This window comes from Pantoea sp. X-Soil-TKNS-1207, from assembly GCF_059730485.1.
The window spans coordinates 653,228-675,871 of sequence record NZ_AP035959.1; the positions used below are offsets into that span (position 1 = coordinate 653,228).

Annotated in this window: 21 protein-coding genes; 8 read left to right on the top strand and 13 right to left on the bottom strand. The window is 60.3% G+C overall.

What is annotated here, in order from left to right:
* Positions 1 to 6: 6 nt before the first annotated feature.
* The 10 genes from AC6I8V_RS23155 to AC6I8V_RS23200 form a co-directional block, all read right to left on the bottom strand.
* Positions 7 to 1,203 carry a M20 family metallopeptidase gene (locus AC6I8V_RS23155; RefSeq protein ID WP_497846160.1) on the bottom strand — a complete coding sequence of 399 codons (1,197 nt, stop codon included), beginning with the start codon at positions 1,201 to 1,203 and terminating at the stop codon, positions 7 to 9.
* Complete coding sequence (locus tag AC6I8V_RS23160) at positions 1,203 to 2,540, bottom strand: LLM class flavin-dependent oxidoreductase (RefSeq protein ID WP_497846161.1); 1,338 nt, start codon at positions 2,538 to 2,540, stop codon at positions 1,203 to 1,205. Before AC6I8V_RS23160 ends, AC6I8V_RS23155 begins: the two co-directional genes overlap by 1 nt.
* A gap of 10 nt (positions 2,541 to 2,550) precedes the next feature.
* On the bottom strand, positions 2,551 to 4,164 hold the full coding sequence (locus AC6I8V_RS23165) for a dipeptide ABC transporter ATP-binding protein (RefSeq protein ID WP_497846162.1): 1,614 nt from the start codon (positions 4,162 to 4,164) through the stop codon (positions 2,551 to 2,553).
* Positions 4,161 to 4,994, bottom strand: a complete 834-nt coding sequence (locus AC6I8V_RS23170; protein WP_497846163.1) for an ABC transporter permease — start codon at positions 4,992 to 4,994, stop codon at positions 4,161 to 4,163. Before AC6I8V_RS23170 ends, AC6I8V_RS23165 begins: the two co-directional genes overlap by 4 nt.
* Positions 4,994 to 5,983, bottom strand: coding sequence for an ABC transporter permease (locus AC6I8V_RS23175; RefSeq protein ID WP_497846164.1), 990 nt, complete (start codon positions 5,981 to 5,983; stop codon positions 4,994 to 4,996). Before AC6I8V_RS23175 ends, AC6I8V_RS23170 begins: the two co-directional genes overlap by 1 nt.
* Before the next feature lie 15 nt (positions 5,984 to 5,998).
* Entirely contained in the window at positions 5,999 to 7,615 is a 1,617-nt protein-coding gene (locus tag AC6I8V_RS23180) for an ABC transporter substrate-binding protein (protein ID WP_497846165.1), read from the bottom strand.
* Positions 7,616 to 7,658: 43 nt separating this feature from the next.
* Positions 7,659 to 8,192 (bottom strand): GNAT family N-acetyltransferase, encoded by a 534-nt coding sequence (locus AC6I8V_RS23185; protein ID WP_497846166.1) that lies wholly within the window; start codon positions 8,190 to 8,192, stop codon positions 7,659 to 7,661.
* Positions 8,193 to 8,392: 200 nt separating this feature from the next.
* On the bottom strand, positions 8,393 to 9,562 hold the full coding sequence (locus AC6I8V_RS23190) for a cysteine desulfurase family protein (protein ID WP_497846167.1): 1,170 nt from the start codon (positions 9,560 to 9,562) through the stop codon (positions 8,393 to 8,395).
* 14 nt (positions 9,563 to 9,576) lie between these two features.
* Positions 9,577 to 10,293, bottom strand: coding sequence for a hypothetical protein (locus tag AC6I8V_RS23195; RefSeq protein ID WP_497846168.1), 717 nt, complete (start codon positions 10,291 to 10,293; stop codon positions 9,577 to 9,579).
* A 266-nt stretch (positions 10,294 to 10,559) separates the two neighbouring features.
* Positions 10,560 to 10,778 carry a hypothetical protein gene (locus tag AC6I8V_RS23200; protein WP_497846169.1) on the bottom strand — a complete coding sequence of 73 codons (219 nt, stop codon included), beginning with the start codon at positions 10,776 to 10,778 and terminating at the stop codon, positions 10,560 to 10,562.
* Positions 10,779 to 11,108: 330 nt separating this feature from the next.
* Between AC6I8V_RS23200 and AC6I8V_RS23205 the strand changes: the two genes are divergently transcribed.
* The 7 genes from AC6I8V_RS23205 to AC6I8V_RS23235 are packed head-to-tail and all read left to right on the top strand — an operon-like array spanning position 11,109 to position 17,998.
* Positions 11,109 to 11,975 carry a MurR/RpiR family transcriptional regulator gene (locus tag AC6I8V_RS23205; RefSeq protein WP_497846170.1) on the top strand — a complete coding sequence of 289 codons (867 nt, stop codon included), beginning with the start codon at positions 11,109 to 11,111 and terminating at the stop codon, positions 11,973 to 11,975.
* Between the two features lie 8 nt (positions 11,976 to 11,983).
* A complete protein-coding gene (gene ddpX, locus AC6I8V_RS23210) occupies positions 11,984 to 12,562 on the top strand; it encodes a D-alanyl-D-alanine dipeptidase (protein ID WP_497846171.1) in 579 nt (192 codons plus the stop codon).
* Positions 12,563 to 12,575: 13 nt separating this feature from the next.
* Complete coding sequence (locus AC6I8V_RS23215) at positions 12,576 to 14,138, top strand: ABC transporter substrate-binding protein (protein ID WP_497846172.1); 1,563 nt, start codon at positions 12,576 to 12,578, stop codon at positions 14,136 to 14,138.
* Positions 14,139 to 14,183: 45 nt separating this feature from the next.
* Entirely contained in the window at positions 14,184 to 15,206 is a 1,023-nt protein-coding gene (locus AC6I8V_RS23220) for an ABC transporter permease (RefSeq protein WP_497846173.1), read from the top strand.
* The gene (gene ddpC / locus AC6I8V_RS23225) at positions 15,203 to 16,096 is read left to right on the top strand and encodes a D,D-dipeptide ABC transporter permease (RefSeq protein WP_497846174.1); all 894 of its coding nucleotides are present in this window, start codon (positions 15,203 to 15,205) and stop codon (positions 16,094 to 16,096) included. The genes AC6I8V_RS23220 and ddpC overlap by 4 nt, the downstream gene beginning before the upstream one ends.
* The gene (locus tag AC6I8V_RS23230) at positions 16,096 to 17,076 is read left to right on the top strand and encodes an ABC transporter ATP-binding protein (protein WP_497846175.1); all 981 of its coding nucleotides are present in this window, start codon (positions 16,096 to 16,098) and stop codon (positions 17,074 to 17,076) included. Before ddpC ends, AC6I8V_RS23230 begins: the two co-directional genes overlap by 1 nt.
* Positions 17,069 to 17,998: an ABC transporter ATP-binding protein gene (locus AC6I8V_RS23235; RefSeq protein ID WP_497846176.1), complete on the top strand. Its 930-nt coding sequence runs from the start codon at positions 17,069 to 17,071 to the stop codon at positions 17,996 to 17,998. Before AC6I8V_RS23230 ends, AC6I8V_RS23235 begins: the two co-directional genes overlap by 8 nt.
* Positions 17,999 to 18,114: 116 nt before the next feature.
* Here AC6I8V_RS23235 and AC6I8V_RS23240 read toward each other — a convergent pair whose 3' ends face one another.
* From AC6I8V_RS23240 to AC6I8V_RS23250, 3 genes are all read right to left on the bottom strand, one after another.
* Entirely contained in the window at positions 18,115 to 19,146 is a 1,032-nt protein-coding gene (locus AC6I8V_RS23240) for a Gfo/Idh/MocA family oxidoreductase (RefSeq protein WP_497846177.1), read from the bottom strand.
* A 119-nt stretch (positions 19,147 to 19,265) separates the two neighbouring features.
* On the bottom strand, positions 19,266 to 20,444 hold the full coding sequence (locus tag AC6I8V_RS23245; RefSeq protein ID WP_497846178.1) for an NAD(P)/FAD-dependent oxidoreductase: 1,179 nt from the start codon (positions 20,442 to 20,444) through the stop codon (positions 19,266 to 19,268).
* A 122-nt stretch (positions 20,445 to 20,566) separates the two neighbouring features.
* On the bottom strand, positions 20,567 to 21,508 hold the full coding sequence (locus AC6I8V_RS23250) for a 2-hydroxyacid dehydrogenase (RefSeq protein WP_497846179.1): 942 nt from the start codon (positions 21,506 to 21,508) through the stop codon (positions 20,567 to 20,569).
* A 209-nt stretch (positions 21,509 to 21,717) separates the two neighbouring features.
* Between AC6I8V_RS23250 and AC6I8V_RS23255 the strand changes: the two genes are divergently transcribed.
* Positions 21,718 to 22,623: a polyprenyl synthetase family protein gene (locus tag AC6I8V_RS23255; protein ID WP_497846180.1), complete on the top strand. Its 906-nt coding sequence runs from the start codon at positions 21,718 to 21,720 to the stop codon at positions 22,621 to 22,623.
* The last annotated feature ends 21 nt before the right edge of the window (positions 22,624 to 22,644 follow it).

Genomic DNA, 22,644 nt, shown 5'->3' on the forward strand with positions numbered 1-22,644 from the left:
TCTCCTTTATGGCCGCGCAAAATCTGCTTTGATTTTTTGTAACAGCTCAGCGTCGGTCAGCAGACGCAATCCGGTGCGGGCCAGCACGCGCGCGCCGATGATCAGCGCCTGATAGCCACGTTCAGAATTGGCGGCTTCACGGAACGGCACGGTATGGAAAATCAGATCGTCGGGACCCATCTTCAGCCACGGATGGGCGGTTGGCACCGCGTGGCTGATATCCCCGGCATCGGTTGACACCTTGTTTTTCTGCGGCGAGAGATCGACCTGCTCACCGGCGGCGGTCAGTTCCTCCAGCAGCAGCGCATCCAGCACCGGATTCAGGCGAAAATCGCGCGGGCCGATTTGGTGGTCGATTTCAACGCGCGTACCGGTTGCCAGCGCCACGCCCTGCGCGATGGCACGCAGGCGCGGTTCGAGCGACTCAACAACCTCGCGGCTGTCGGCACGAATGTAGTAATGCGCCGCGGCGTACTCCGGGATCACATTCGGCGCCTGACCGCCGTTGGTAATGATGCCGTGCACGCGTACCCCGTCCGGCAACTGCTGACGCAGCACGCTAATGCCGTTGTAAAGCAACACCAGCGCGTCGAGGGCGTTAATCCCCTCATGCGGCGCGCTGGCGGCGTGCGACGGCTTGCCATAGAAGTGGAAAAACAGGTGATTGTTCGCCAGCGTCGCTTCCGTCAGGCGCGTTTTCCCGGCGGGATGTACCATCAGGGCCACATCCACATCCGTTAACAGCCCGGCTTCGACAAAGCGTTTTTTGACATTGCCTTTTGGTCCGCCCGGCCCGGCCAGCCCCCCTTCCTCGGCTGGCGTGCCCAACACCACCACGCGCCCGCCGGTTTCCGGCAGCACCTGCGACAGGGTTATCGCGGCCGCTACGCTGGTCACGCCAATCAGATTGTGACCGCAGGCGTGGCCGATACCGATCAGCGCATCATATTCCGCCAGAAAAGCCACCGTTGGCCCCGGCTGCGCGCTGTCTTTCACCGCATAGAACGCGGTTTCATGCCCGGCAACGTTGCGTGTGACCGTGAACCCCTGCGCCTCCAGCAGCTGGGTCAGCTGCGCGCTGGCGAAGTATTCGTTGTTGCCGGTTTCCGGGCGCTGGAAGATGGCCTGAGAAACTTCAATATAGCGAGCGCCATGCTGTTCAAGGCTGGCATCCAGCGTCAGTCGATGTGATTGCCGGGTCATCAGGCCACCTGCTGTCGGGCGCGTTGCGCGAATTGATTTTCCGGCTGCGCCAGTCCCAGGTTTTCGCGCAACGTCTCGCCTGCGTATTCGCGGCGATAAATCCCGCGTTGCTGCAACAACGGGATCACCTGCGTGACGAAATCATCGAAGGCCGTGGGCGTGCCACCGCGCACGATAAAGCCATCCGTCGCCCCTGCGAGGAACCACTGCGCTAAACCGTCGGCCACCTGCTGTGCCGTGCCGAGGAAACTCGGGCGCGGCGTGGCTTCTTCCAGCGCCGCCTGGCGCAGCGTCAGTCCACGCGCGTGGGCATTACGTTTAATGGTATCGGTGGTGCTGCGGAAACTGTTTTCGCCGAGGTCGCCGAGGTCCGGGAAAGGTTCATCCAGCGCGTACTGGCTGAAATCATGATGTTCGAAGTAGCGCCCGAGATACTCCAGCGCTTTGTCGATGGTAACCAGCGCGGCGGTTTGCTGATAACGGCGTTCGGCGTCCTCTTCGCTCTCGCCGATAATCACGCTGATGCCCTGGAAAACCCGGATATCATCGGCGTCGCGTCCGCTCGCCACCAGCCGACGGCGCACATCTTCGCGGAACTCACGCGCCTGCTCCAGCGTCTCCTGACGCGTGTAGATGGCATCGGCGGCTTCGGCGGCAAAGGCTTTACCGGCGTCTGACGCCCCGGCCTGGAACACCACCGGGCGGCCCTGCGGTGAACGTCCGACGTTGAGCGGCCCCTGCACGGAGAAGTATTTGCCCTGATGATTGAGCGTGTGCAGCTTGTCAGCATCGAAGAACTGGCCGCTGGCCTTGTCGCGCACAAACGCGTCCCCTTCCCACGAGTCCCACAACCCTTTCACCACCTGCAAATATTCGCTGGCGACGCGATAACGTTCGTCGTGCTCGGGGTGGCTGCTGCGCGAAAAGTTCTTCGCCGAACCCTCCAGCGGCGACGTCACCACGTTCCAGCCCACCCGGCCCGCGCTCAGATGATCGAGGCTGGCGAACTGACGCGCCACGGTGAAGGGTTCGCTATAGGAGGTGGAGAGGGTCGCCACCAGACCGATGTTCTTCGTGACCAGCGCCAGCGCCGACAGCAGGGTGATGGGTTCAAAGCGGTTGAGAAAATGCGGTATCGACTGCGGCGTGATGTATAAACCGTCGGCGACAAACAGAAAATCGATTTTCGCCTGCTCGGCTTTCCGTGCCAGATCCAGCACGTAATCCACGTTGATGCTGGCATCGGCCACCGCATCCGGGTGACGCCAGGCCGACATATTGCCGGAGACCCCCTGAATAATTGCGCCCAGTCGCAGCTGCCGTTGTGTCTGACTCATGTTGTGCTCCTCAATATGCGTTAGCTGGCTGCCAGTCAGGAAGGACCGGCAGCGCCTGTAAAAGTTTTTGCGTCCACGGATGTTGCGGCGCGGCAAACACCTGCCGCAGCTCGCCGCTCTCCACCACCTGGCCGTTCTGCATCACCAGCACGCGATCGGCCAGATGCTGGATCACCCCAAGATCGTGAGAAATAAATAGCAGCGCGGTGCCATGCTCGGCCTGCATGTCCGCCAGCAGATCCAGCACCTGCGCCTGAACGGAAACATCGAGCGCACTGACCGGCTCATCCGCCACCAGCAAGGCCGGGTTCGGGGCGAAGGCGCGGGCAATCGCCACGCGCTGACGCTGGCCGCCGGAGAGCTGTCGGGGATAACGTTGTAAAAAACGGTCGCCGAGCTGCACTTCATCCAGCAGCTGGCGCACCCGCTGGCGGCGCGCATCACCGTAGATGCCAACGCTGTCGAGGCTTTCGCCGATGATTTTTTCCACCGTGTAGCGCGGGTCGAAGGAGCTGAAGGGGTCCTGAGCAATCAGCTGTAGGCGCGCACGGCGGGCGCGGCGCGCCTTCTCGTTCAGACCCTGCCAGCGGCTGCCTTCCAGCAGCAGGGTGCCGCTGTCGGGTTCGGTCAGCCCCATCACGACCTTGACCAGCGAGGTTTTGCCGGAGCCGGATTCGCCCACCACGCCGAGGGTTTCTCCGGCGTGCAGCCTGAAATGGATATCGTCCAGCACCTGACGGTCACCGTATGCCTTGTTAAGACCGATGGCCTCCAGCAAGGGGACGTCGCCCGGCTGCGGGCGCGGCGGCAGAGGGGTGGGTTCGGCGGCGCTGAGGCGTAAGCCCCGTGTGGCCGGGGTCGGCGCGGCGCGCAGCAGGCGCTGCGTCCAGGCATGTTGCGGACGGTGGAGCAAAGAGGCGCTCTGCCCCTGCTCCACCACCTCGCCATCGCGCATCACCAGCACGCGATCGGCCAGCTCGGCAACCACCGCCAGATCGTGGCTGATCAGCAGCAAACCATGACCGTCGCGCCTGCGCTGGGCCAGCAGTTGCAGGATCTGGCGCTGCACCGTCATATCCAGCGCCGTGGTCGGTTCATCGGCGATTAACAGCGCCGGACTGCCCGCCAGCGCGCTGGCAATCAGGGCGCGCTGACGCTGACCGCCAGACAGCTGGTGCGGATAGCGCGCCAGGCGGCTTTCGGCATCATGAATGCCCGCCGCCTGAAGCAGTTCGATGCTTTTCTGTTGCAGGGTGGCCGCGCCACGATAACCGGCGGCGCTGAGCGCATCGGCCAGCTGCTGACCAATGCGGCGCAGCGGATCGAGTGACACCAGCGCATCCTGGAGCACATAACCTATGCGACGACCGCGCAGCGCCCGCCAGTCGCGACGGCTGGCGTGACGCATATCTTTGCCATCAATAGCGAAACGCTCAGCGCTGAGCGCGGCCCCTTCCGGCAACAATCCCAGCAGGCTGCGCGCGGTGAGGGTTTTGCCGGAGCCGGATTCCCCCACCAGCGCCACCGATTCGCCCGGCCATACCTGTAAGTTTACGTTTTTCACCACCTGCTGCGGACCAAAGCGGATGGAGAGGTTCTGAATATCAATAACCGGCTGGGTCATAGCGATCGTCCTTCAAAACGCGACTGCCAGTAACGCCCCAGGGTATTCACCGCAATCACCGTCAGCGTGATAAACACCCCCGGCCACACGGCAATCCACCAGGCGTTACGCAGATAATTGCGGCCTTCCGCCAGCATCAGTCCCCATTCGGCGGTTGGCGGCTGCGGCCCCATCCCAAGGAAGCTGAGACCGGCGGTGCCGATGATCGCCGTGCCAAGGCCAAGGGTCGCCAGCGCGGGAACCTGAGCCATGGCGTGCGGCAGAATATGACGCCCGATCAACGTAAAACGCGACAGACCAAAGGTGCGCGCCTGCTCGACGTAACCGGAGGTCATCACGCTGTAGGTTTGCGCGCGAACCACCCTGGCGAAACGGGGCACCGAGGCCACCCCAAGCGCAATGATCAGGTTATTCGTGCCGGGGCCGGTGAAGGCGATCAGCATCAGCGCCAGCAGCAGATCGGGAAAGGCCGAGATCACGTCAACCGCGCGGCTCAGCACTTCATCCACCACACCGCGCGCCAGCGCCGCCGTCAGACCGAGCAGCGTGCCGAAAATCACCGCGACCGCCATAGCCGCCACGCTGATCAGCAGCGAATAGCGACTGCCGTAAATCACGCGGGTAAGTAAATCGCGGCCCAGCTGATCGGTGCCGAGCCAGTGCTGCGCCGATGGCGGCAGCTGCGCATTGACCGGATCGGCCAGCAGCGGATCGCTGTGCGTCAGCCACTGCGGCGCCAGCACCGCCAGCAGGATCAGCAACAGGAACGCCAGCGCGCTCCACACGGCGGCGGGCAGCGCGCCGGGAAAACGTTGCAGGATGGCATACATTATTTGTTCTCCCCACGCAGGCGCGGATCGATCCACAACGCCAGGATGTCCACCAGCGTACTCATCACCACATAAATCAACGCCGAGAGCACGGCAACCGCCAGCACCACCGGCAAATCCTTCGCCAGCACCGCGTCCACCGTTAATTTGCCGAGGCCGGGACGGCCAAACACCTGCTCGGTGATCACCGCTCCGCTCAGCAGCCCGCCTACCAGCCAGCCGGTTAGGGTGACGGCGGGCAGAGCCGCATGGCGCAGGGCATGACGCAAACGGATCGTGGTTTCCCCCACCCCCCAGGCGCGCAGCGTCAGGGTAAAAGGCGATTCCAGCGCCCGCTCCAGCTCGCGCCGCAGCACCTGCGCAATCACCGCTCCCTGCGCCAGCCCAAGAGAGAGCGCCGGTAGTACCAGCGACGAGAGATGGCGATCCCCCGCCACCGGGAACCAGCGCAGCGTGAAGCTAAAGATAAACAGCAGCACAATCCCCATCCAGAAGGAGGGGGTGGACGCCAGCAACAGTTCCAGACCGTTTGCCAGCCGACGTCCCCAGCGGCGATGGGCCGTAGCAACGGCCATCACCACCGCGAACAGGGCGCTGACCAGCAGCGCCGCCAGAGTGAGTTTGAGCGTTGGCCACAGCTGGGTTGCCAGTAGCTGACTGACGTCGGTGTTGAGGATATAAGAACGACCGAAGTCACCGTGCAGCAGGCGCCACAGGTAGTGCAGATATTGCCACCACAGCGGTTCGTTCAGCCCCCACTCGGCGCGGATGGCCGCCTCAATTGCCGGGGTACGCTCCTGCTCACCGATCAACAGGCTGACGATATCGCCGGGAGCCAGATGTACCCCCAGAAACGCCAGCGTGACGGCCGCCCACAACACCAGCACGCCGCCAAGCAGACGTGCGCCAATGCGGCGGGTCAGTTCACTGCGCCACATTGATGGCCGTGGTGTACGCGGGCTACGGGTTACGATGCTCTCCAGACTCATCTTCGCCTCCGATCCTTAGTGTGCGCTCAGCCACACGTCATAGACGTTTTCCGGCATCTGCTTGAAGCTACGGAAACCTATGCCGTGCACGTAGCTGGCTGCGGCAATCTGGTCTTCGGGTTCATACAGCGGCACGGCCAGCGCCTGCTGCGGCAGGGCATACTGTTGCAGTTCGCTATAGAATTTACGGCGCTGATTCAGGTCAAGGGTGGCCGCCGCCTGATCGAGCCAGCCATTAATTTCCGGGCTGTTCACGCGGCTGTAGTTAATCGCGCCGCCCGCTTTCACCGGGCGATAGTGGTTTTCGATATCCACGCCATCCGTCTCGGTGTTCGAGTTGGCGATCGAACCAAATTTGCCAGTGTTGCGGACTTCGGTGTAAGTCCCGGCATCGACATAACGCAGTTTCAGCTCCACGCCGAGACGCTGGCGCGCCTGAGCCTGAATGGCCTGCAACAGCACGTCACGCTGATCGCGCACCGTCGCCTGTGCCTGAATCACCTCAATGCTGAGACGCTGGCCCCCTTTGCTGCGGAAGCCCTCTGCATCCCGCGTGGTCCAGCCCGCCTGGTCCAGCAACGTATTGGCGGCGGCCGGGTTATTGCCGTATTTGCCTTCGAGATCATTGTTGTAGAGCGGATCAAGCGGCGAGGTGATGCCCCAGGCGCGGGTACGTTCGCCGCGATACACCGATGTGAGGATCGGGCCGATATCCAGCCCCTGCAACAGCGCCTGACGCACTTTCACGTCCTGCGTCGGGCCATATTCCACGTTAAGGAACAGCGAATACGGGGTGCCGGTATTGAGCGCGTGCTGATAGGTGAAGTCGCTGTTGTCCTTAAACTCACCCGCGTCATTGCCGGAGATGCCTTCAATCGCATCCACCTGTCCGGAGAGCAACGCACCGGTACGCACCGAGGATTCCGGCAGGAAGCGGTAGGTGACGCGATCGAGCCAGGCTGGCCCCTGATGGTGGGTGGTGGCAGGCGCCCAGTTGTAATGCGGATTTCTTACGAACGTGACCTGCTGCCCCTTTTCGTAGCTCTCCAGAATGAACGGGCCGGTTCCGGCGATCTCTTTGCCACCCGATTTCAGCTGCGCGGAGTGCCAGCTGGCGGGGGCGAGGATCTGTAATTTGGCGGCGAACGCCAGGAACGGGGAGTAGCCCTGTTTCAGGGTGATCGCCACCGTGTGATCGTCCGGGGTGGTGATACTGGCAATGCGCACCCCCATCGGGCACAGGCTGCTACCGGCGCAATATTGGGCGTCCTGGATATGGCGAAAATTCTCCGCCACCGCGTTGGCGTCCAGCTTTTCGCCGTTGGAGAAAGTGACGTCACGACGCAGGCTGAAGCGATAGGTTTTCCCATCCGGGCTGGCTTCGTAGCTTTCCGCCAGCCAGGGCACAAAGCTGCCATCATCGCGACGCGCCAGCAGGGATTCCCACACGTTGCGCAGCACCACCTCAGCCTTTGACTGGCCATTAAGCTGTGGGTTAAAAGGAACCGGTTCGGTTTCGACACCGTACGTCAGGCTACCGCCGCGGCGCGGTTGTTCGGCGGCGGTGGCATGGAATGCGCTTCCCAGCAGGCAGGTTAAACCCAGCGCGAGAGTGATTGAATTCGCTTTCATATTATCCTTGGTGGTTGCAGGTGTTATTTTTTAATGGCCAGCATCAGGCCTTGCGTAACATTTTTTCGCGAGGTGCGTCGCTGCCGGTATTAAATTCCTTTTTCATAAAAACCAGCGCTTCGCCTAATTGATTGGTGCGATGATAAAAAGGTTGATAGCCACGACTCAGATAGAGATCGCTCAGCCACGGATGTTTGGTCGCCGTGGCTAAATAAACGCCAGGCGCTTTTAAGGTTTCCTGCAACAGGGTTTCTTCTGCCCAGCTGATAATGGCACGGCCAAAACCCTGACCTTTAAAATCGGGATCGACGGCAAACCAGTGAATAAACGGCAACGATGAGGGCGCGCTAGCATCCTGCTGCCACGGAAACCGCACCGTGACCGTGGCAATAGCGCGCTGCCACTGGCGCAGCACCAGCACGGTTTCACGTTCGATGGTATGACGAACCTGTTCAACCGTGCCCTGAGAAATGGTGAAGTGCACATCCAGCGCCACCAGTGAGGCATATGCGCGTTGCAATAAAGCAAAAACTTCTTCCGCGTCGTCAGATTTTGCCACCTGAATGGACTGACTCATGGTATCCGCTTCCTTAATTAATCAGGAAGAAATTATCAAAATACGACGAATCAAAGTAAACTGAAAATAATGACTATGGTTTTCTTAAATATGGGAATTAATAAAAAAAGGAATAAACCCGGCAGGCGCATAACGAAATCACTTTTTGTAGAAATAAGATTTTGTAGCTATTTCTCTGCACAGAAAAATAAATGGCATGGTCAGCCTTCCGGCATCATAAGCCTCAGGCTTCTTACCGCTTCTGTCAGTCGCTGGCCGGCAGTGACAATGTCATCCTCCGTGGTAAATCGTCCCAGACTGATGCGGATGCTGGACTGAATAACGGCGTCACTTACGCCCATCGCCCGCAGCACATGCGACGGCGCATGGCGTATGGCGGTGCAGGCTGAGCCTGCCGAAAGCGCCAGATCCGGCAGTGTCAGCATTAGCGCGCTGGCGTCTACGCCGCTGAAGGCGACATTCAGCACGCCAGGCAGGCAAGCCTGCGGGTTGCCATTGAGACGGATTTGCGTCAGCGCATCGAACAGGGATTTTTTTAGCCGGTCGCGTAAGCCACGGATTCTGATCGACTCCCCAGGCTGGTTCTCCATCGCCAGCTCTGCCGCCCGACCAAAACCGACGATACCCGGCACATTCAGGGTGCCGGAGCGCAGCCCCTGCTCCTGCCCGCCTCCGACAATCAGCGGGGAGAGTTGCAGGCGTGGATCGGCCGAATTGGCGTACAGCACTCCGACGCCCTTGGGACCATAAATTTTATGCGCGGATAAGGCGGCCAGACTGATGTTCATCCGTTGTACATCCAGCGGGATTTTGCCAAACGCCTGGCTGGCGTCCGTATGGAAAAGAATCCCTTTTTCGCGGCAAATCGCTCCCATTTCCTCGATTTTTTGCAACGTCCCGGTTTCATTGTTCGCCGCCATAATGGCCACCAGCGCGGTATCGGGTCGAATGGCGCGCCGCAGGTTTTCCAGGGCAATAGTGCCGTCGGCCTGTGGGGCGAGGTAAGTGACTGACAACCCACCGTCGGTAAGCCGCGCGCAGCAATCCAGTACCGCCCGATGTTCAATCAGGGCGCTGATAATATGCCCTTTCCCCTGCTGAAACTGGCAACCCGCCAGCGCCAGGTTAATGGCTTCGGTTGCGCCTGAGGTGAAGATGATATCCAGCGGACTGGCGGCATTGATGGCGTCGGCAATGGTTGCGCGCGCCTGTTCCACCGCCCGCCAGGCTTCCCAGCCAAAGCAATGGCTGTTGCTGGCGGCGTTGCCATAATTGCTGGTCAGCCAGGGCATCATCGCCTGAAGCACCGCGGGATCGAGCGCGGTGGTCGCGTTGTTATCTAAATAGATCGGACGAGGCAGGCTGGGCATGATGATTTCCTTGTTCAGGCAAAGGGGAACGCGGGCGTGACCTGCACCACCGAATGCGGCGCAGTCCACTCACCCTGGCTTATCTCGCCTGCGGCATCGACCAGATTCAGACGGATGGTGACTTCAACACCCAGCAGCTGGCTGAGCTGAAGACCATGCACATAGGCCTGTTTTTTCGACCAGGCGCACTCTTCGAAGAACACGTCCAGACGGGTGTCCGGGATTTGCCCAGCATTGGCCGCGCGGGAAAAGTACTCCCTGGTGATGGCGGCACGGGTGAGCGTTTGTTTCCCGCCATCATCGCCCTCAGGCGCACTCAATATTCTGCGCGTGAGGTTTTCCGGCAGGTCGCCCCGCATCAGGATTTGTCCCACCTTCTGGCGGGCGGAATCTTCATGCAGCGCATGGATATCACTGAGCGCGATGCGATATTTTTCCGCAATCGGCAGAAAGATGTGCTGAATGGAGGGATGCAGGTGGCTGAGACGCGGGTTGCGTTTTTGCCGGTTCGCCAGGTTTTTCGCAAGGAATTGCAGGCGAAAAACCCCTTTGTGATCAAAGGCGACAGACAGCCTCGGCAGCGGTTTTCCGCTCTCCAGATACGCCCTGGCCAGACGGAGCGCGGCGTCAAAGGCGCGGAGCTGTGCATCAATCACAATCCTGCCACTCTTGTGGCGTTGAACGCGGGAATTTCCCGCCAGTATGCAAAACTCGGGTTCTTTCAGATCCATGATGACCTCTTCTTCCTTAGTCGATGATGGCGGACATACGGCGGCCCAGGGCTTCTATGTCGGGCAGACAAGGGAATTGTTAAGCGGACAGGTTGTCGGCAAGTGGGGGTATATTTTCCGATAGTGGCGCTAAGGAACGTGAAGTCTGCGTTTTTTTAGAAAATCATCAGGCATTTATCAGAAGTGAATGAGGAATGGGTCTGAGCAAAATATCAGGGCGGGCGGTTCCCTCTCCCGTCAGCGGGAGAGGGTCAGCAGAAGGCAAACTAGCCCCCATGCCTTGCCCGTTGCAGCGAGTGGCGGAACTGCACCACGTCCTGCGGGAACCAGCGACGGCGCGACAACGGAACATCGTCATCCACCGCTTCAGGCAGTGGCACTTTTTCCAGGGTACCGCGATTACAAATTGCCCGCGCTAATGTCGCAGGCGAAACACCAAGATAGCGTGCCATTTCCGGCAACGTCATGACTGAAGTGCGCATCATAGCCTCCTCTTCTCCTGTTATTCAGTCTTCATAGTTGAGCCGTCAGATATAAGTTTTATTGATTTGCGTCAGAATAGAATTTAATTTGGGACAAAAAATAACCAGATCGTAGGGTGAAAAAAAATGTCTGCGCCGCGCCACAAAACCGTCATCCGACGCTGCTGCCCTGCACCAAAAGTGAACTACGCTGCACAAATGTTGATCTGTTGTTAATCCCGCCAGTCGTCACACCGCAGGTTTAATGCGCCCTGCGTCGTTGGCACGCGTTCTGCATTGTTATTCAACTAACAGGATGTCAGCCAATGACAGCCCGCTAACATTGAGGCCGCGATGACCGCTAAACCCGAACTGATCGCCCGCATTGAAGCCAGTTTTAACCAGCAGACGCCCAGCGCCAGGCGCATCGCCAGCTGGCTGCTGGCGCATCTTGCGCAGGTCCCGTTTGAAACGGCCGACAGCATCGCGCGCGCCACGGGCACCACCGGCATCACCGTGGGTCGCTACCTGCGCAAACTCGGCTATCGCAATCTTGATGATGTAAAAAACAGCCTGCGCGACCTCCCGGCCAACCCTTATCAGGCCTGGGGGATGAATGAACGCCTTGATGCCTGGCAACAGCAGCACCGGCTGCCGCATCGCTCGCAGCAGTCGCTGGCGCTGGAGCTGGACGCCATCCAGCACGTTTACCAACTGGCGCAGAGCGAGGTGTTCCGGCGCGTCGTCCATCAGCTCACCACCGCCGAGGCGGTGTTTGTGCTGGGCATTCAGTCCACGCGCGGTATCGCCAACGCCTTTTTCAGCCACCTGGAATATCTGCGCCCGCGCGTCAGCTATGCCGAGGGGTTGTCCGGTAGCTGGGTGGAGTCGCTGAACTCCGGCTTCGAACGCCCCTACGTGGTGATTACCGATACCCGCGCCTATTCCGCCATTGCGCGCCAGTATTGCCGCGTCGCCTGCGAGCAGCAGGTGGGCCTGGCGTTAATCACTGATATCTGGTGCCCGTGGGCGCGCGACTATCCGCTCGATTTATTGCAGGTGAAAACCGATACCGGCCACTTCTGGGATTCTCTGGCCCCCATCACCTGCCTGTGTAATTTGCTGCTTTCCGGCGTGGTCGATCAGTTGGGTGACGACCTTGCCACCCGTCTGGCGGCCAACCGCCGCCTGCAACAGGAATTTGGTCAATTTGAACGTTAAGGGTTGCTATGTCTGACAATTGTGAACTGGTCGATCTCGCGCAGCATTTTCCGCAGTTACCGATCGATCTGAAGTACGCCACGGCGGATAACCTCACCGGGCGACCGATTTACCGTGAAGCGCGCTGCCTGCTGCATCCCGATGCCGTGCCCGCGCTGGAAAAAAGTATCGCCATTGCCGCGCTGGCCGGTTTTCAGCTGCGCGTCTATGACGCTTACCGCCCGCGCCAGGCGCAGGCGCTGCTGTGGCAGGCCTGCCCCGATCCGCAATATGTCGCCGATTTAACCCTCGGTTCCAACCACAGCCGTGGCGTGGCGATTGACGTCACGCTGCTGGATGCACAGGGCGAAATCCTCGATATGGGGGCGGGTTTTGATGAGATGCATGAACGATCTCATCAGTATCACCCTTCCGTACCGATGGCCGCGCAGCGCAATCGGCTGCTGCTCAACGCCATCATGTTTGGCGGCGGTTTTGTTGGCATGAGCAGCGAATGGTGGCACTTCGAACTGCCTGACGCGCTGCGCTATTCGCTGCTGGACGATCGTTTTAGCTGTTATGACTACAACAATAACCTTTCCTGTTAACTGGAGCTTTGCGATGAAGACGACACACCTGTTCCGCTCGCTGTTACGCCCGGCCCTTTTGACCAGCGCGCTGGCGCTCGCGTTACCTGCCGTGCAGGCGGCAGTACCGAAAGATATGCTGGTGATCGGCAAAGCCGCCGATCCGCAGACCCTCGACCCGGCGGTCACCATTGATAACAACGACTGGACCGTCACCTACCCGGCTTATCAGCGTCTGGTGCGCTACAAAACGGTAGAAGGGAAAGGCTCCACCGAAGTGGAAGGTGATTTAGCCTCCGGCTGGCAGGCGTCTCCAGACCAGAAAACCTGGACCTTTACGCTGAAAGACAATGCCCGCTTTGATGATGGCAGCCCGGTCACGGCCGACGCGGTGAAAGCCTCGTTTGAGCGTCTGCTGAAAATCAAACAGGGTCCGGCTGAAGCCTACCCGGCAGATTTAAAAATCGACGTTGTCGATCCCCACACGGTGAAGTTCACCCTCAGCCAGCCGTTCGCCCCGTTCCTGTATACGCTGGCGAACGATGGCGCATCGATCATCAATCCGGCGGTACTGAAAGCGCACGCCGATGACGATGCGCGCGCGTATCTGGCTGAGCACACCGCCGGATCGGGGCCGTTTATGCTGAAAAGCTGGCAGAAAGGCCAGCAGCTGGTGCTGGTGCCAAACCCGCATTACGCGGGCGACAAACCCGCCTTTAAACGCGTGTCGGTAAAAATCATTGGGGAAAGCGCATCACGCCGTTTGCAGCTGTCGCGTGGCGATATCGATATTGCCGATTCGCTGCCGGTGGACCAGCTCACCGCGCTGAAGCAGGAAGACAAAGTTGCCGTCGCGGAGTTCCCGTCCCTGCGCGTCACCTATCTGTATCTCAACAACAGCAAAGCGCCGATGAATCAGGTGGATCTGCGGCGCGCCGTCTCCTGGGCGACCGATTATCAGGGGATGGTGCAGGGTATCCTCAGCGGCTACGGCAAGCAGATGCGCGGCCCGATCCCTGAAGGGATGTGGGGTTACGATGCCAGCGCGATGCAATACAGCATGGATGAAGCGAAAGCCAAAGCAGCGCTGGCAAAAGTGCCGCAGAAACCCGCCAGCCTGACGTTCCTCTACTCGGATAACGATCCCAACTGGGAGCCGATTGCGCTGTCAACCCAGGCAAGTCTCAGCAAGCTGGGCATCAATGTGAAGCTGGAGAAGCTGGCGAACGCCACGATGCGCGAGCGCGTTGGCAAAGGGGATTACGACATCGCCATTGGCAACTGGAGTCCGGACTTCGCCGATCCCTACATGTTTATGAACTACTGGTTTGAGTCGGATAAAAAAGGGCTGCCGGGCAACCGCTCCTTCTATGAAAACGCCGAGGTCGACAAGCTGCTGAAAAGCGCGCTGGCGACCACCGATCAGCAGACGCGCACCCAGGATTATCAGCAGGCGCAAAAAATGGTGATCGACCAGGCCGCCTACGTCTATCTGTTCCAGAAAAACTACCAGCTGGCGATGAACAAACAGGTTAAAGGCTTTGTGTTTAACCCGATGCTTGAGCAGGTGTTCAACATCGGCACCATGAGTAAATAAGTCACTAATGAACGGCGTCGGCTCCGACGCCGTCAGGGAGCGCCGATGACACTCTGGCAAATTTTGCGCCAGCGCTGCTGGGGACTTCTCCTCGTGGTCGCGGGCGTCTGCGTGATCACCTTTATTATTTCGCACCTGATACCGGGCGATCCGGCGCGGATGCTGGCGGGCGACCGCGCCAGTGAGGCGATTGTGCAACATATCCGGCAGCAGCTGGGGCTGGATCAGCCGCTGTGGGTGCAGTTCGGCCGCTATGTGGTTGCCCTGCTGCATGGCGATCTCGGCACCTCCATCCGCACCGGTCGTCCGGTGCTGGAGGAGATGCGCACCTTCTTCCCTGCCACGCTGGAACTGGCGTGCTGCGCCCTGCTGCTGGCGTTGCTGATTGGCATCCCGCTCGGCGTACTGTCGGCTGTTTATCGCAACCGCTGGCTGGATCATCTGGTGCGGCTGCTGGCGATCACCGGTATTTCCACTCCGGCGTTCTGGCTCGGTCTGGGGGTGATTGTGCTGTTCTACGGCCATCTGCAACTGCTGCCAGGCGGCGGACGGCTGGATGACTGGCTCGATCCGCCGGCGCGCATCACCGGTTTTTACACCATTGATGCGCTGCTGGCCGGTGACAGCGAGGTGTTTTTCAACGCGCTGCAACATCTGATTCTGCCGTCGCTGACGCTGGCATTTGTGCATCTGGGCATTGTGGCGCGGCAGATTCGCGGCGCGATGCTGGAGCAGCTGAGCGAAGATTATATTCGTACCGCCCGCGCCAGTGGCTTGCCCAACCGGGTGATTATCCTGCGTTACGCCTTGCCCAATGCGCTGATCCCCTCGGTCACGGTGCTGGGGCTGGCGCTTGGCGACCTGCTGTATGGCGCGGTACTGACGGAAACGGTGTTTGCCTGGCCGGGTATGGGCGCGTGGGTGGTGAGTTCCATCCAGGCGCTCGATTTCCCGGCGGTGATGGGCTTCGCCGTGGTGGTGTCCTTTGTTTACGTGCTGGTCAATCTGGCGGTGGATCTGATCTACCTGTGGATCGACCCGCGCATCGGTCGCGGAGGTGACGAATGATGATGACGGAAGTGCAGCCGCGTGCGCGCAGTACCCGACGCTGGCAGGCCAGCCTGAAACGGACCTTCTGGCTGCTGCGGCAAAGTCCGCTCACCTTAATTGGCGGGCTGATTATGCTGCTGATGTTGCTGCTGCTGGTGCTGTCGCCGTGGTTAACGCCCCACGATCCTAACGCGCTCGACCTCACCGCGCGCTTGCAGCCGCCTTCGGCGCTGCACTGGTTCGGCACCGACGAAGTGGGCCGTGACCTGTTCAGCCGCGTGCTGGTGGGCAGCCAGCAATCGATGGTCGCCGGATTGATGGTGGTGGTGATTGCCGGTGGTCTTGGTTCGCTGCTCGGCTGTTTCTCCGGCGTGCTCGGTGGACGTGGCGACGCGCTGATTATGCGGCTGATGGATATCATGCTGTCGATTCCCTCACTGGTGCTGACCATGGCGCTGGCGGCGGCTCTCGGCCCCAGCCTGACCAATGCCATGCTGGCGATTGCCATCGTGCGCATTCCGTTTTACGTGCGGCTGGCGCGCGGCCAAACGCTGATCGTGCGTCAGTTTACCTATGTGCAGGCGGCGCGCACCTTTGGCGCATCACGCTGGCATCTGATCAGCTGGCATATCCTGCGCAATGCGCTGCCGCCGCTGATTGTGCAGGCTTCGCTGGATATCGGCAGCGCTATTCTGATGGCCGCCACCCTCGGCTTTATCGGCCTCGGCGCGCAGCAGCCCACCGCCGAATGGGGCGCGATGGTGGCGGTCGGACGCAATTACGTGCTCGACCAATGGTGGTACTGCACCTTCCCCGGCGCGGCGATCCTGATCACCGCGGTTGGCTTCAATCTGTTTGGCGACGGGCTGCGCGATCTGCTCGACCCGAAAACCGGAGGGCAAAGCTGATGCAGGTACTGGAAATGCGCGATGTGGAGTTAAGTTTTCCGATCTATCAGGGCGAGGTGCACGCGCTGAATCAGGTATCGCTTAACGTCGGACGCGGCGAAATTGTCGGCGTGGTGGGCGAATCGGGTTCCGGTAAATCGGTAACGGCGATGCTGGCGATGCGTCTGCTGCCGGAGGGGCGTTATCGCGTGCCGCGCGGTGAGGTGACGCTGCTGGGGGAAGATGTGCTGCACGCCAGCGAAAAGCAGCTGCGCCAGTGGCGCGGCTCGCGCGTGGCGATGATTTTCCAGGAGCCGATGACCGCGCTCAATCCGACGCGCCGTATCGGCCGTCAAATCGTTGAAGTGATCCGCCATCACCAGGCGCTGACGCGCAAAGCCGCGCAGCAGAAGGCCATCAGCCTGCTGGAGGAGATGCAAATTCCCGACGCTGCCCAGGTGATGAAACGTTATCCCTTTGAACTCTCCGGCGGTATGCGTCAGCGCGTAATGATTGCGCTGGCCTTCTCCTGCGATCCCACGCTGATTATCGCGGATGAACCCACCACCGCGCTGGACGTGACGGTGCAGCTTCAGGTGCTGCGTCTGCTGAAACATAAGGCGCGCACCAGCGGCACCTCGGTGCTGTTTATCAGCCACGATATGGCGGTGGTCTCGCAGCTGTGCGACCGGCTGTATGTGATGTACGCCGGCAGCGTGATCGAACGCGGAGCCACCCAGGATTTAATCCGCCATCCGGTGCATCCCTACACCCAGGGGTTATTGCAGTGCGCGCCAGAGCAGCGCGCTCCGCGATCGACGCTGCCCGCCATTCCCGGCACCGTACCCAATCTGGCGCAGTTGCCTACCGGCTGCGCCTTCCGCGATCGCTGTTTTGCCGCCGGACCGCGTTGCAGCGAAAAGCCCGCGCTGGAACCGTGCGGCAACGCGAATCAGTTCACCGCCTGCTGGTATCCGCAACAGGAGAACGCCTATGTCTGACATGCTGCTGGAACTGCGCGATGTGCACGTTAATTTCCCGCTGCGACGCAACTGGCGCGGACGCATTATCGAGCAGGCACATGCGCTGAACGGCCTCGATTTACAGTTAAAACGCGGCGAAACCTTAGGTATTGTCGGCGAGTCCGGCTGCGGAAAAAGTACCCTCGCCCAGTTGCTGATGGGCATGTTGCAGCCGCAACAGGGTCAGTGCCAGCGCGCCGCGCAGCAGCCGGGTAATATGCAGATGGTATTTCAGGACCCGTTGTCGTCGCTCGATCCGCGCCTGCCGGTGTGGCGCATCATCACCGAACCGGTGTGGATTCAGCAGCGCATGAAAGAAGCGGCGCGCCGTCAGCTGGCGGTGGAACTGGCGCAGCAGGTGGGGATTCGCAGCGAATATCTCGACCGTCTGCCGCACGCCTTTTCCGGCGGCCAGCGCCAGCGCATCGCCATCGCCCGAGCGCTCTCCTCCAGCCCGGCGATCATGGTGCTGGATGAACCGACCTCGGCGCTGGATATTTCGGTGCAGGCGCAAATCCTCAATCTGCTGGTCACGCTGCAACAGCAGCGCAATCTGACTTATGTCCTGATTTCGCACAACGTCTCGGTGGTACGCCATCTGAGCGATCGCGTGGCGGTGATGTATCTCGGCCAGATTGTCGAGCTGGGCGACGCCAGCCAGGTCCTGACGCAGCCGCAACATCCTTATACTCAGCTGCTGCTGGCCTCGGTGCCGGATATCCATCAGCCGCTGCCGGAAAATATCGCGTTGCGCAAAACCGATCTGCCGGGCAATCGCGTGCTGCCGACCGGTTGTTATTTCCGCGATCGTTGTCCGCTGGCAAAAGAGGCGTGTGGAGCAGCGCAGACGTTGCGTGTGCTGGAGAGCGGGCAGGCGGTGCGCTGCTGGCAGGCGGGTTGAGGAGTGCCCTTTGCGCGATAAATCGTGCCGCTACAAAAATGTACTCAATCGTAGCAGCGCGATTTATCAAACGTACCCAATCGTAGCGGCGCGATTTATCGCGCGGTTTTGCCGGATTACACCTCAGCGAGGCTCACTATCCGTCCTTCGCGCGCACTGACAAACGCGGCATCCAGCACCGCCAGCACGCTGATCGCCTGCTCGCTGGTCACCGGCGGTGCGCTACCGGTTTTCACTGCGGCGGCAAACGCCTCGTAATACTGATGATAGGCGCCCTGCGCCGACGGGATCTGTTCATCCCCCGCCGCGGTATGCAGCGTGCCCCAATGGGCTGGCGGCTCATATCCCCACCCGGCTAAATCCTCTGCCGGACGTTTACCGGCGTAAATCTCACGCGCCTGCACATCCGAACCCTGGGAAACGTAGCTGCCCGCTTCGCCATATAAACGCAGTTCGCGAAACGCCAGATGGTTGATTTTGCTGGAGGAAATATAGGAATGGGCGCCGCTGCTGTGGGTCAGCGTCAGCACGAAACTGGCATCCGTCGGGCCTTCAGGGCGTTCCACAATATCCAGATGCGCCAGCACTGCGGTGACCGGCCCCATCAGCCACATCGCCTGATCCACCAGATGGCTGCCCATATCGCGCAGCAGGCCGCCGCTGGCACCGCCTTCCAGCGTGTGCGGTTCGTCGAGATCCATGCGGTTATGCAAACGCCACAACTTGCCAATGCGCTGATGTTCGATCAGCAGCTTCAGCGTCTGCATATCCGCATCGAAGCGGCGGTTGTGATAGGCGCCGAGCACCACGCCCTTCGCCTGCGCCGCTGCCGCCAGTTCACGGGCAGTTTTGGCATCCGGGGCAAAGGGTTTGTCGGCAATTACCGCAACGCCTGCGGCAATGGCTTCCAGCACCAGCTCCCGCCGGGTCTGCGGGGGCGTGGTGATGGTCACAATGTCGACGCCCGCCGCCAGCAGTTCGGTCAGGCTGGCGTAAATCGGGACATCCGGGAAATCCGCTTTCACCTTTGCTATGGTGGCCGGTGCGCGCGCCACAATCCCCGCCAGCTCCAGTCCTTCAGCCGCGCTGATAAACGGGGCGTGGAAGTTCTGCCCACCGGTGCCATAGCCGACTAATCCGACTCTCATACTTCCTCCGTGTCACTGATTATGATGTTGATGATGTGATTGCTCGCCTTTGCCAACGGTAGCAAAAATTAACAAACACGCAACACAAACGCAATGCCACGCGATTTTTAGGAGCAATGCTACTGCGCTGCCGGGAAATAATGGGTTGGCGTCGGGAAATCTTCCGCGCTCTTTCCCAGCAGCCGCTGCGGACGAAAATCAGTCAGCAGCGCGCTGGGCGTCTCGCGGGTTAACTCTTCGGCCACCAGCCTGCCAATCAACGGCGACAGCGTGATGCCGCTGTGCATCACCGCAAGGTAGACCCGCTGATGCGGCGTGATAAAGCCCAGTGCGGGCAGGCCATCGGCCGGGCGCGCGCGTTGTCCCACCACGATGCGCTCAATGCGCAGCGATCCGGCATCATCAAACAACTCGCGGTAGCGCGCCTGCATCTGCTGCGCGATGACACCGTCGGCGGCGGGCGGCGCCGCGGGATCGGCCTGGTCGTCAAGATCCAGCGCCTGCAACAGCAAACGCCCACCGCCGTCGGGACGGATATTCAGCTGCGGTGAGATCAGGTTGATGCTGAGCGACAGGGGTTGTGGCGCGGTGCGAGCCAGAAAACTGCATCCGACTTTGTTTGGCTTATTCGCGTCGGTCAGCGCCAGTTGCAGGCCCAGGTGCGCCAGCACCTCCCCTGCCCAGCGCCCGGTCGCCACCACCAGCCGATCGCCCTGCCATTGTTCGCCGTTATCAAGCTGCACGCTGACCTGGCTGGCGCTCTCCTGCACCCCGGTGACCCGCCGCTGCTGATGTAACACCGCGCCGGATGCACGCGCATCGGCACACAGCCGGGCGAGATACAACGCCGGATAGAGAATGGACTCCGAGGGGAAATGCCACAGGCTGCCGCTGACGGCGCCGCGGCGCAGTTCGGGGATTTCACGCTGCAATTCAGCCAGGGTGGCTTCGCGCGCCGCATAGCCAATGGATTGCAACCTTTCCGCCCGCTGCTTAAGTTCTGCCTGACCGGCGTCTGACGCCCACTCCCAGGTGCCGCAGGTTTCCAGCCAGCGCAACGCCGAAGGTTGCGACAGTTGCAGTTTGACGTGTTCTTCCATCGCCAGCGCGTTGAGCTGATGATAGCTGGCGGGCTGCTTGCCGTTAGAATTGACCCAGGCAAAGGAGGTGCTGCTGGTGCCTGCGCCGATATGCTGTTGTTCGAACAGGGTGACCTGCGCGCCCTGTAACGCCAGCGCCCGCGCCACCGCCATACCGATAACGCCGCCGCCAATAATTGCGATTTTCTGTGCTGTCATAATAAGGCCCCTGAAAAAAAATTCACCTTAACATAATCAACCCCAGGCAGCGGACCGGAAATGTCCGCTATCTGAATCGATCGGCAGGATATAAGTTTTTCGTCTGAGGCCAGAAAATAAAATTATACTGCGGTGACAATTTTCCCGGTGGAAAAATAAGCCAGCAGATTTTCCAGCACATTATTTGCCATCAGTTCGCGGGTTTCGTGCGTCGCGCTGGCAATATGCGGCGCTAATAACACGTTTTCCAGCGCACAGAGTGCCGGATTAATTACCGGCTCGTGCGGATACACATCCAGCGCCGCGCCTTTAATCACACCCTGCTGGAGCGCCGCAATCAGATCCGCTTCATTAACCACATTGCCGCGCGCCACATTGATCAGCACCCCTTCCGCACCCAGCGCCGCCAGCACGTTTTTATCGACGATATGCTGATTCTCCGGGCTGCCCGGCAGCGCCAGCACCAGAAAATCACTGAAGGCCGCCAGCTGCGTTATGTCTTCACAGCGACGATACGACACCGCTTTGTCGCTGCGCGCGGTGTAGGCCACTTCCATGCCAAAGGCTTCGGCGCGACGCGCAATGGCCAGGCCAATCGCCCCTAAACCGGCAATGCCCAGCTTTTTGCCACTGACTTTGGTGGAGAGCACCGGCGGATTGGTTTCCCACTGACCGGAGCGGGCAAAGCGGTCATAACCCAGCAGGTTACGTGACACAGCCAGCGTCATCGCCAGCGCCAGATCGGCGACGTCTTCCGTCAGAATATCTTTGGTAATACTGACCTGAATCTGACGCGCCGCGACGACTGGCAGATCGATGCGATCGGTGCCGACGCCAAATACCGCAATGGCTTTACAGGCGGGAAGCTGATCCAGCAGGCTATTTTCCACCCCGACATCGCCACGCGTCACAATCGCCTGAATATCTTTACCCTGTCGCTGCAAAAATAATGCCGGATCGGCATAATCATATAACCGGTGGCAGTGAAAATGTTGCGTGAGTTTTTTATCCAGCAGCGGCATCACCGGCTGAATAATCAGAATCTCGGGTTTCAGGATTTGCATTTTCTCTTCCAATGTAAAAATGAATTCGCCGTCAGACTAACGGATATTTTCGATGTTACGGCGAGAGGTTACTTTTTTCGTCGCAGCGATCACGCTGTATTCCGGAAAATCATCCCCTGATACAAATCGCTTCGCTTATCTGGCGAAGTCCCCCTGCGCAGTCTACGGTTAAAAAAACCACAAAGAATTAACCCACATGGAAAGCCGCTATGACCGCCCATGCCGATACCGTGACAAATCAGCACAGCGAATTACACCTGCTACATCAGACGCTGCAAAGCCATCTTGAGCAACTGCTGCCCTGCGGGCATCAGGCGGATCGGGTGCGGGCCGCGATGCGAGCGGGTACGCTGGCGCCGGGCAAACGTATTCGCCCGTTGCTGCTGTTGCTGGCCGCGCACGATCTGGGCTGTGACGCCCGGCAGCCGGGGCTGCTCGATCTGGCCTGTGCCGTGGAGATGGTGCACGCCGCGTCGCTGATACTGGACGATATTCCGTCGATGGATAACGCGCAGATGCGACGTGGCCGCCCCAGCGTGCACCGTGAATTCGGTGAAAATGTGGCGATCCTCGCAGCGGTGGCGCTGCTCAGCCGCGCCTTTGAAGTGATCGCGCTGGCGCCGGGGCTGGCCGCGCAGCGTAAATCAGAGGCCATCGCTGAGCTCTCTTCCGCTGTGGGTTTGCAGGGACTGGTGCAGGGCCAGTTTCAGGATTTGCATGATGGCGCCCAGGCGCGCAGCGCGGAAGCCATCGAGCTGACCAACGAACTCAAAACCAGCGTGCTGTTCCGCGCCACGCTGCAAATGGCCGCCATCGTCGCCGATGCCTCACCGGCGGTGCGACAAAAACTCAGCTTCTTTGCGCAGGACCTGGGCCAGGCGTTCCAGCTGCTCGACGATCTCGCCGATGGCGGCAAACATACCGGCAAAGACCGCCATCAGGATCAGGGTAAATCGACGCTGGTTGCCATGCTGGGCGCGGAAGGGGCCGAGCGCCGCCTGCGCGACCATCTGCGCAGCGCCGACGCCCATCTGGCCTGTGCCTGCCATCGCGGCGTCGCCACGCGTCAGTATATGCATGCCCTGTTTAATCAACAGCTGGCGAAGTTCAACTGATTGCCTCGCGACGGATGCGCG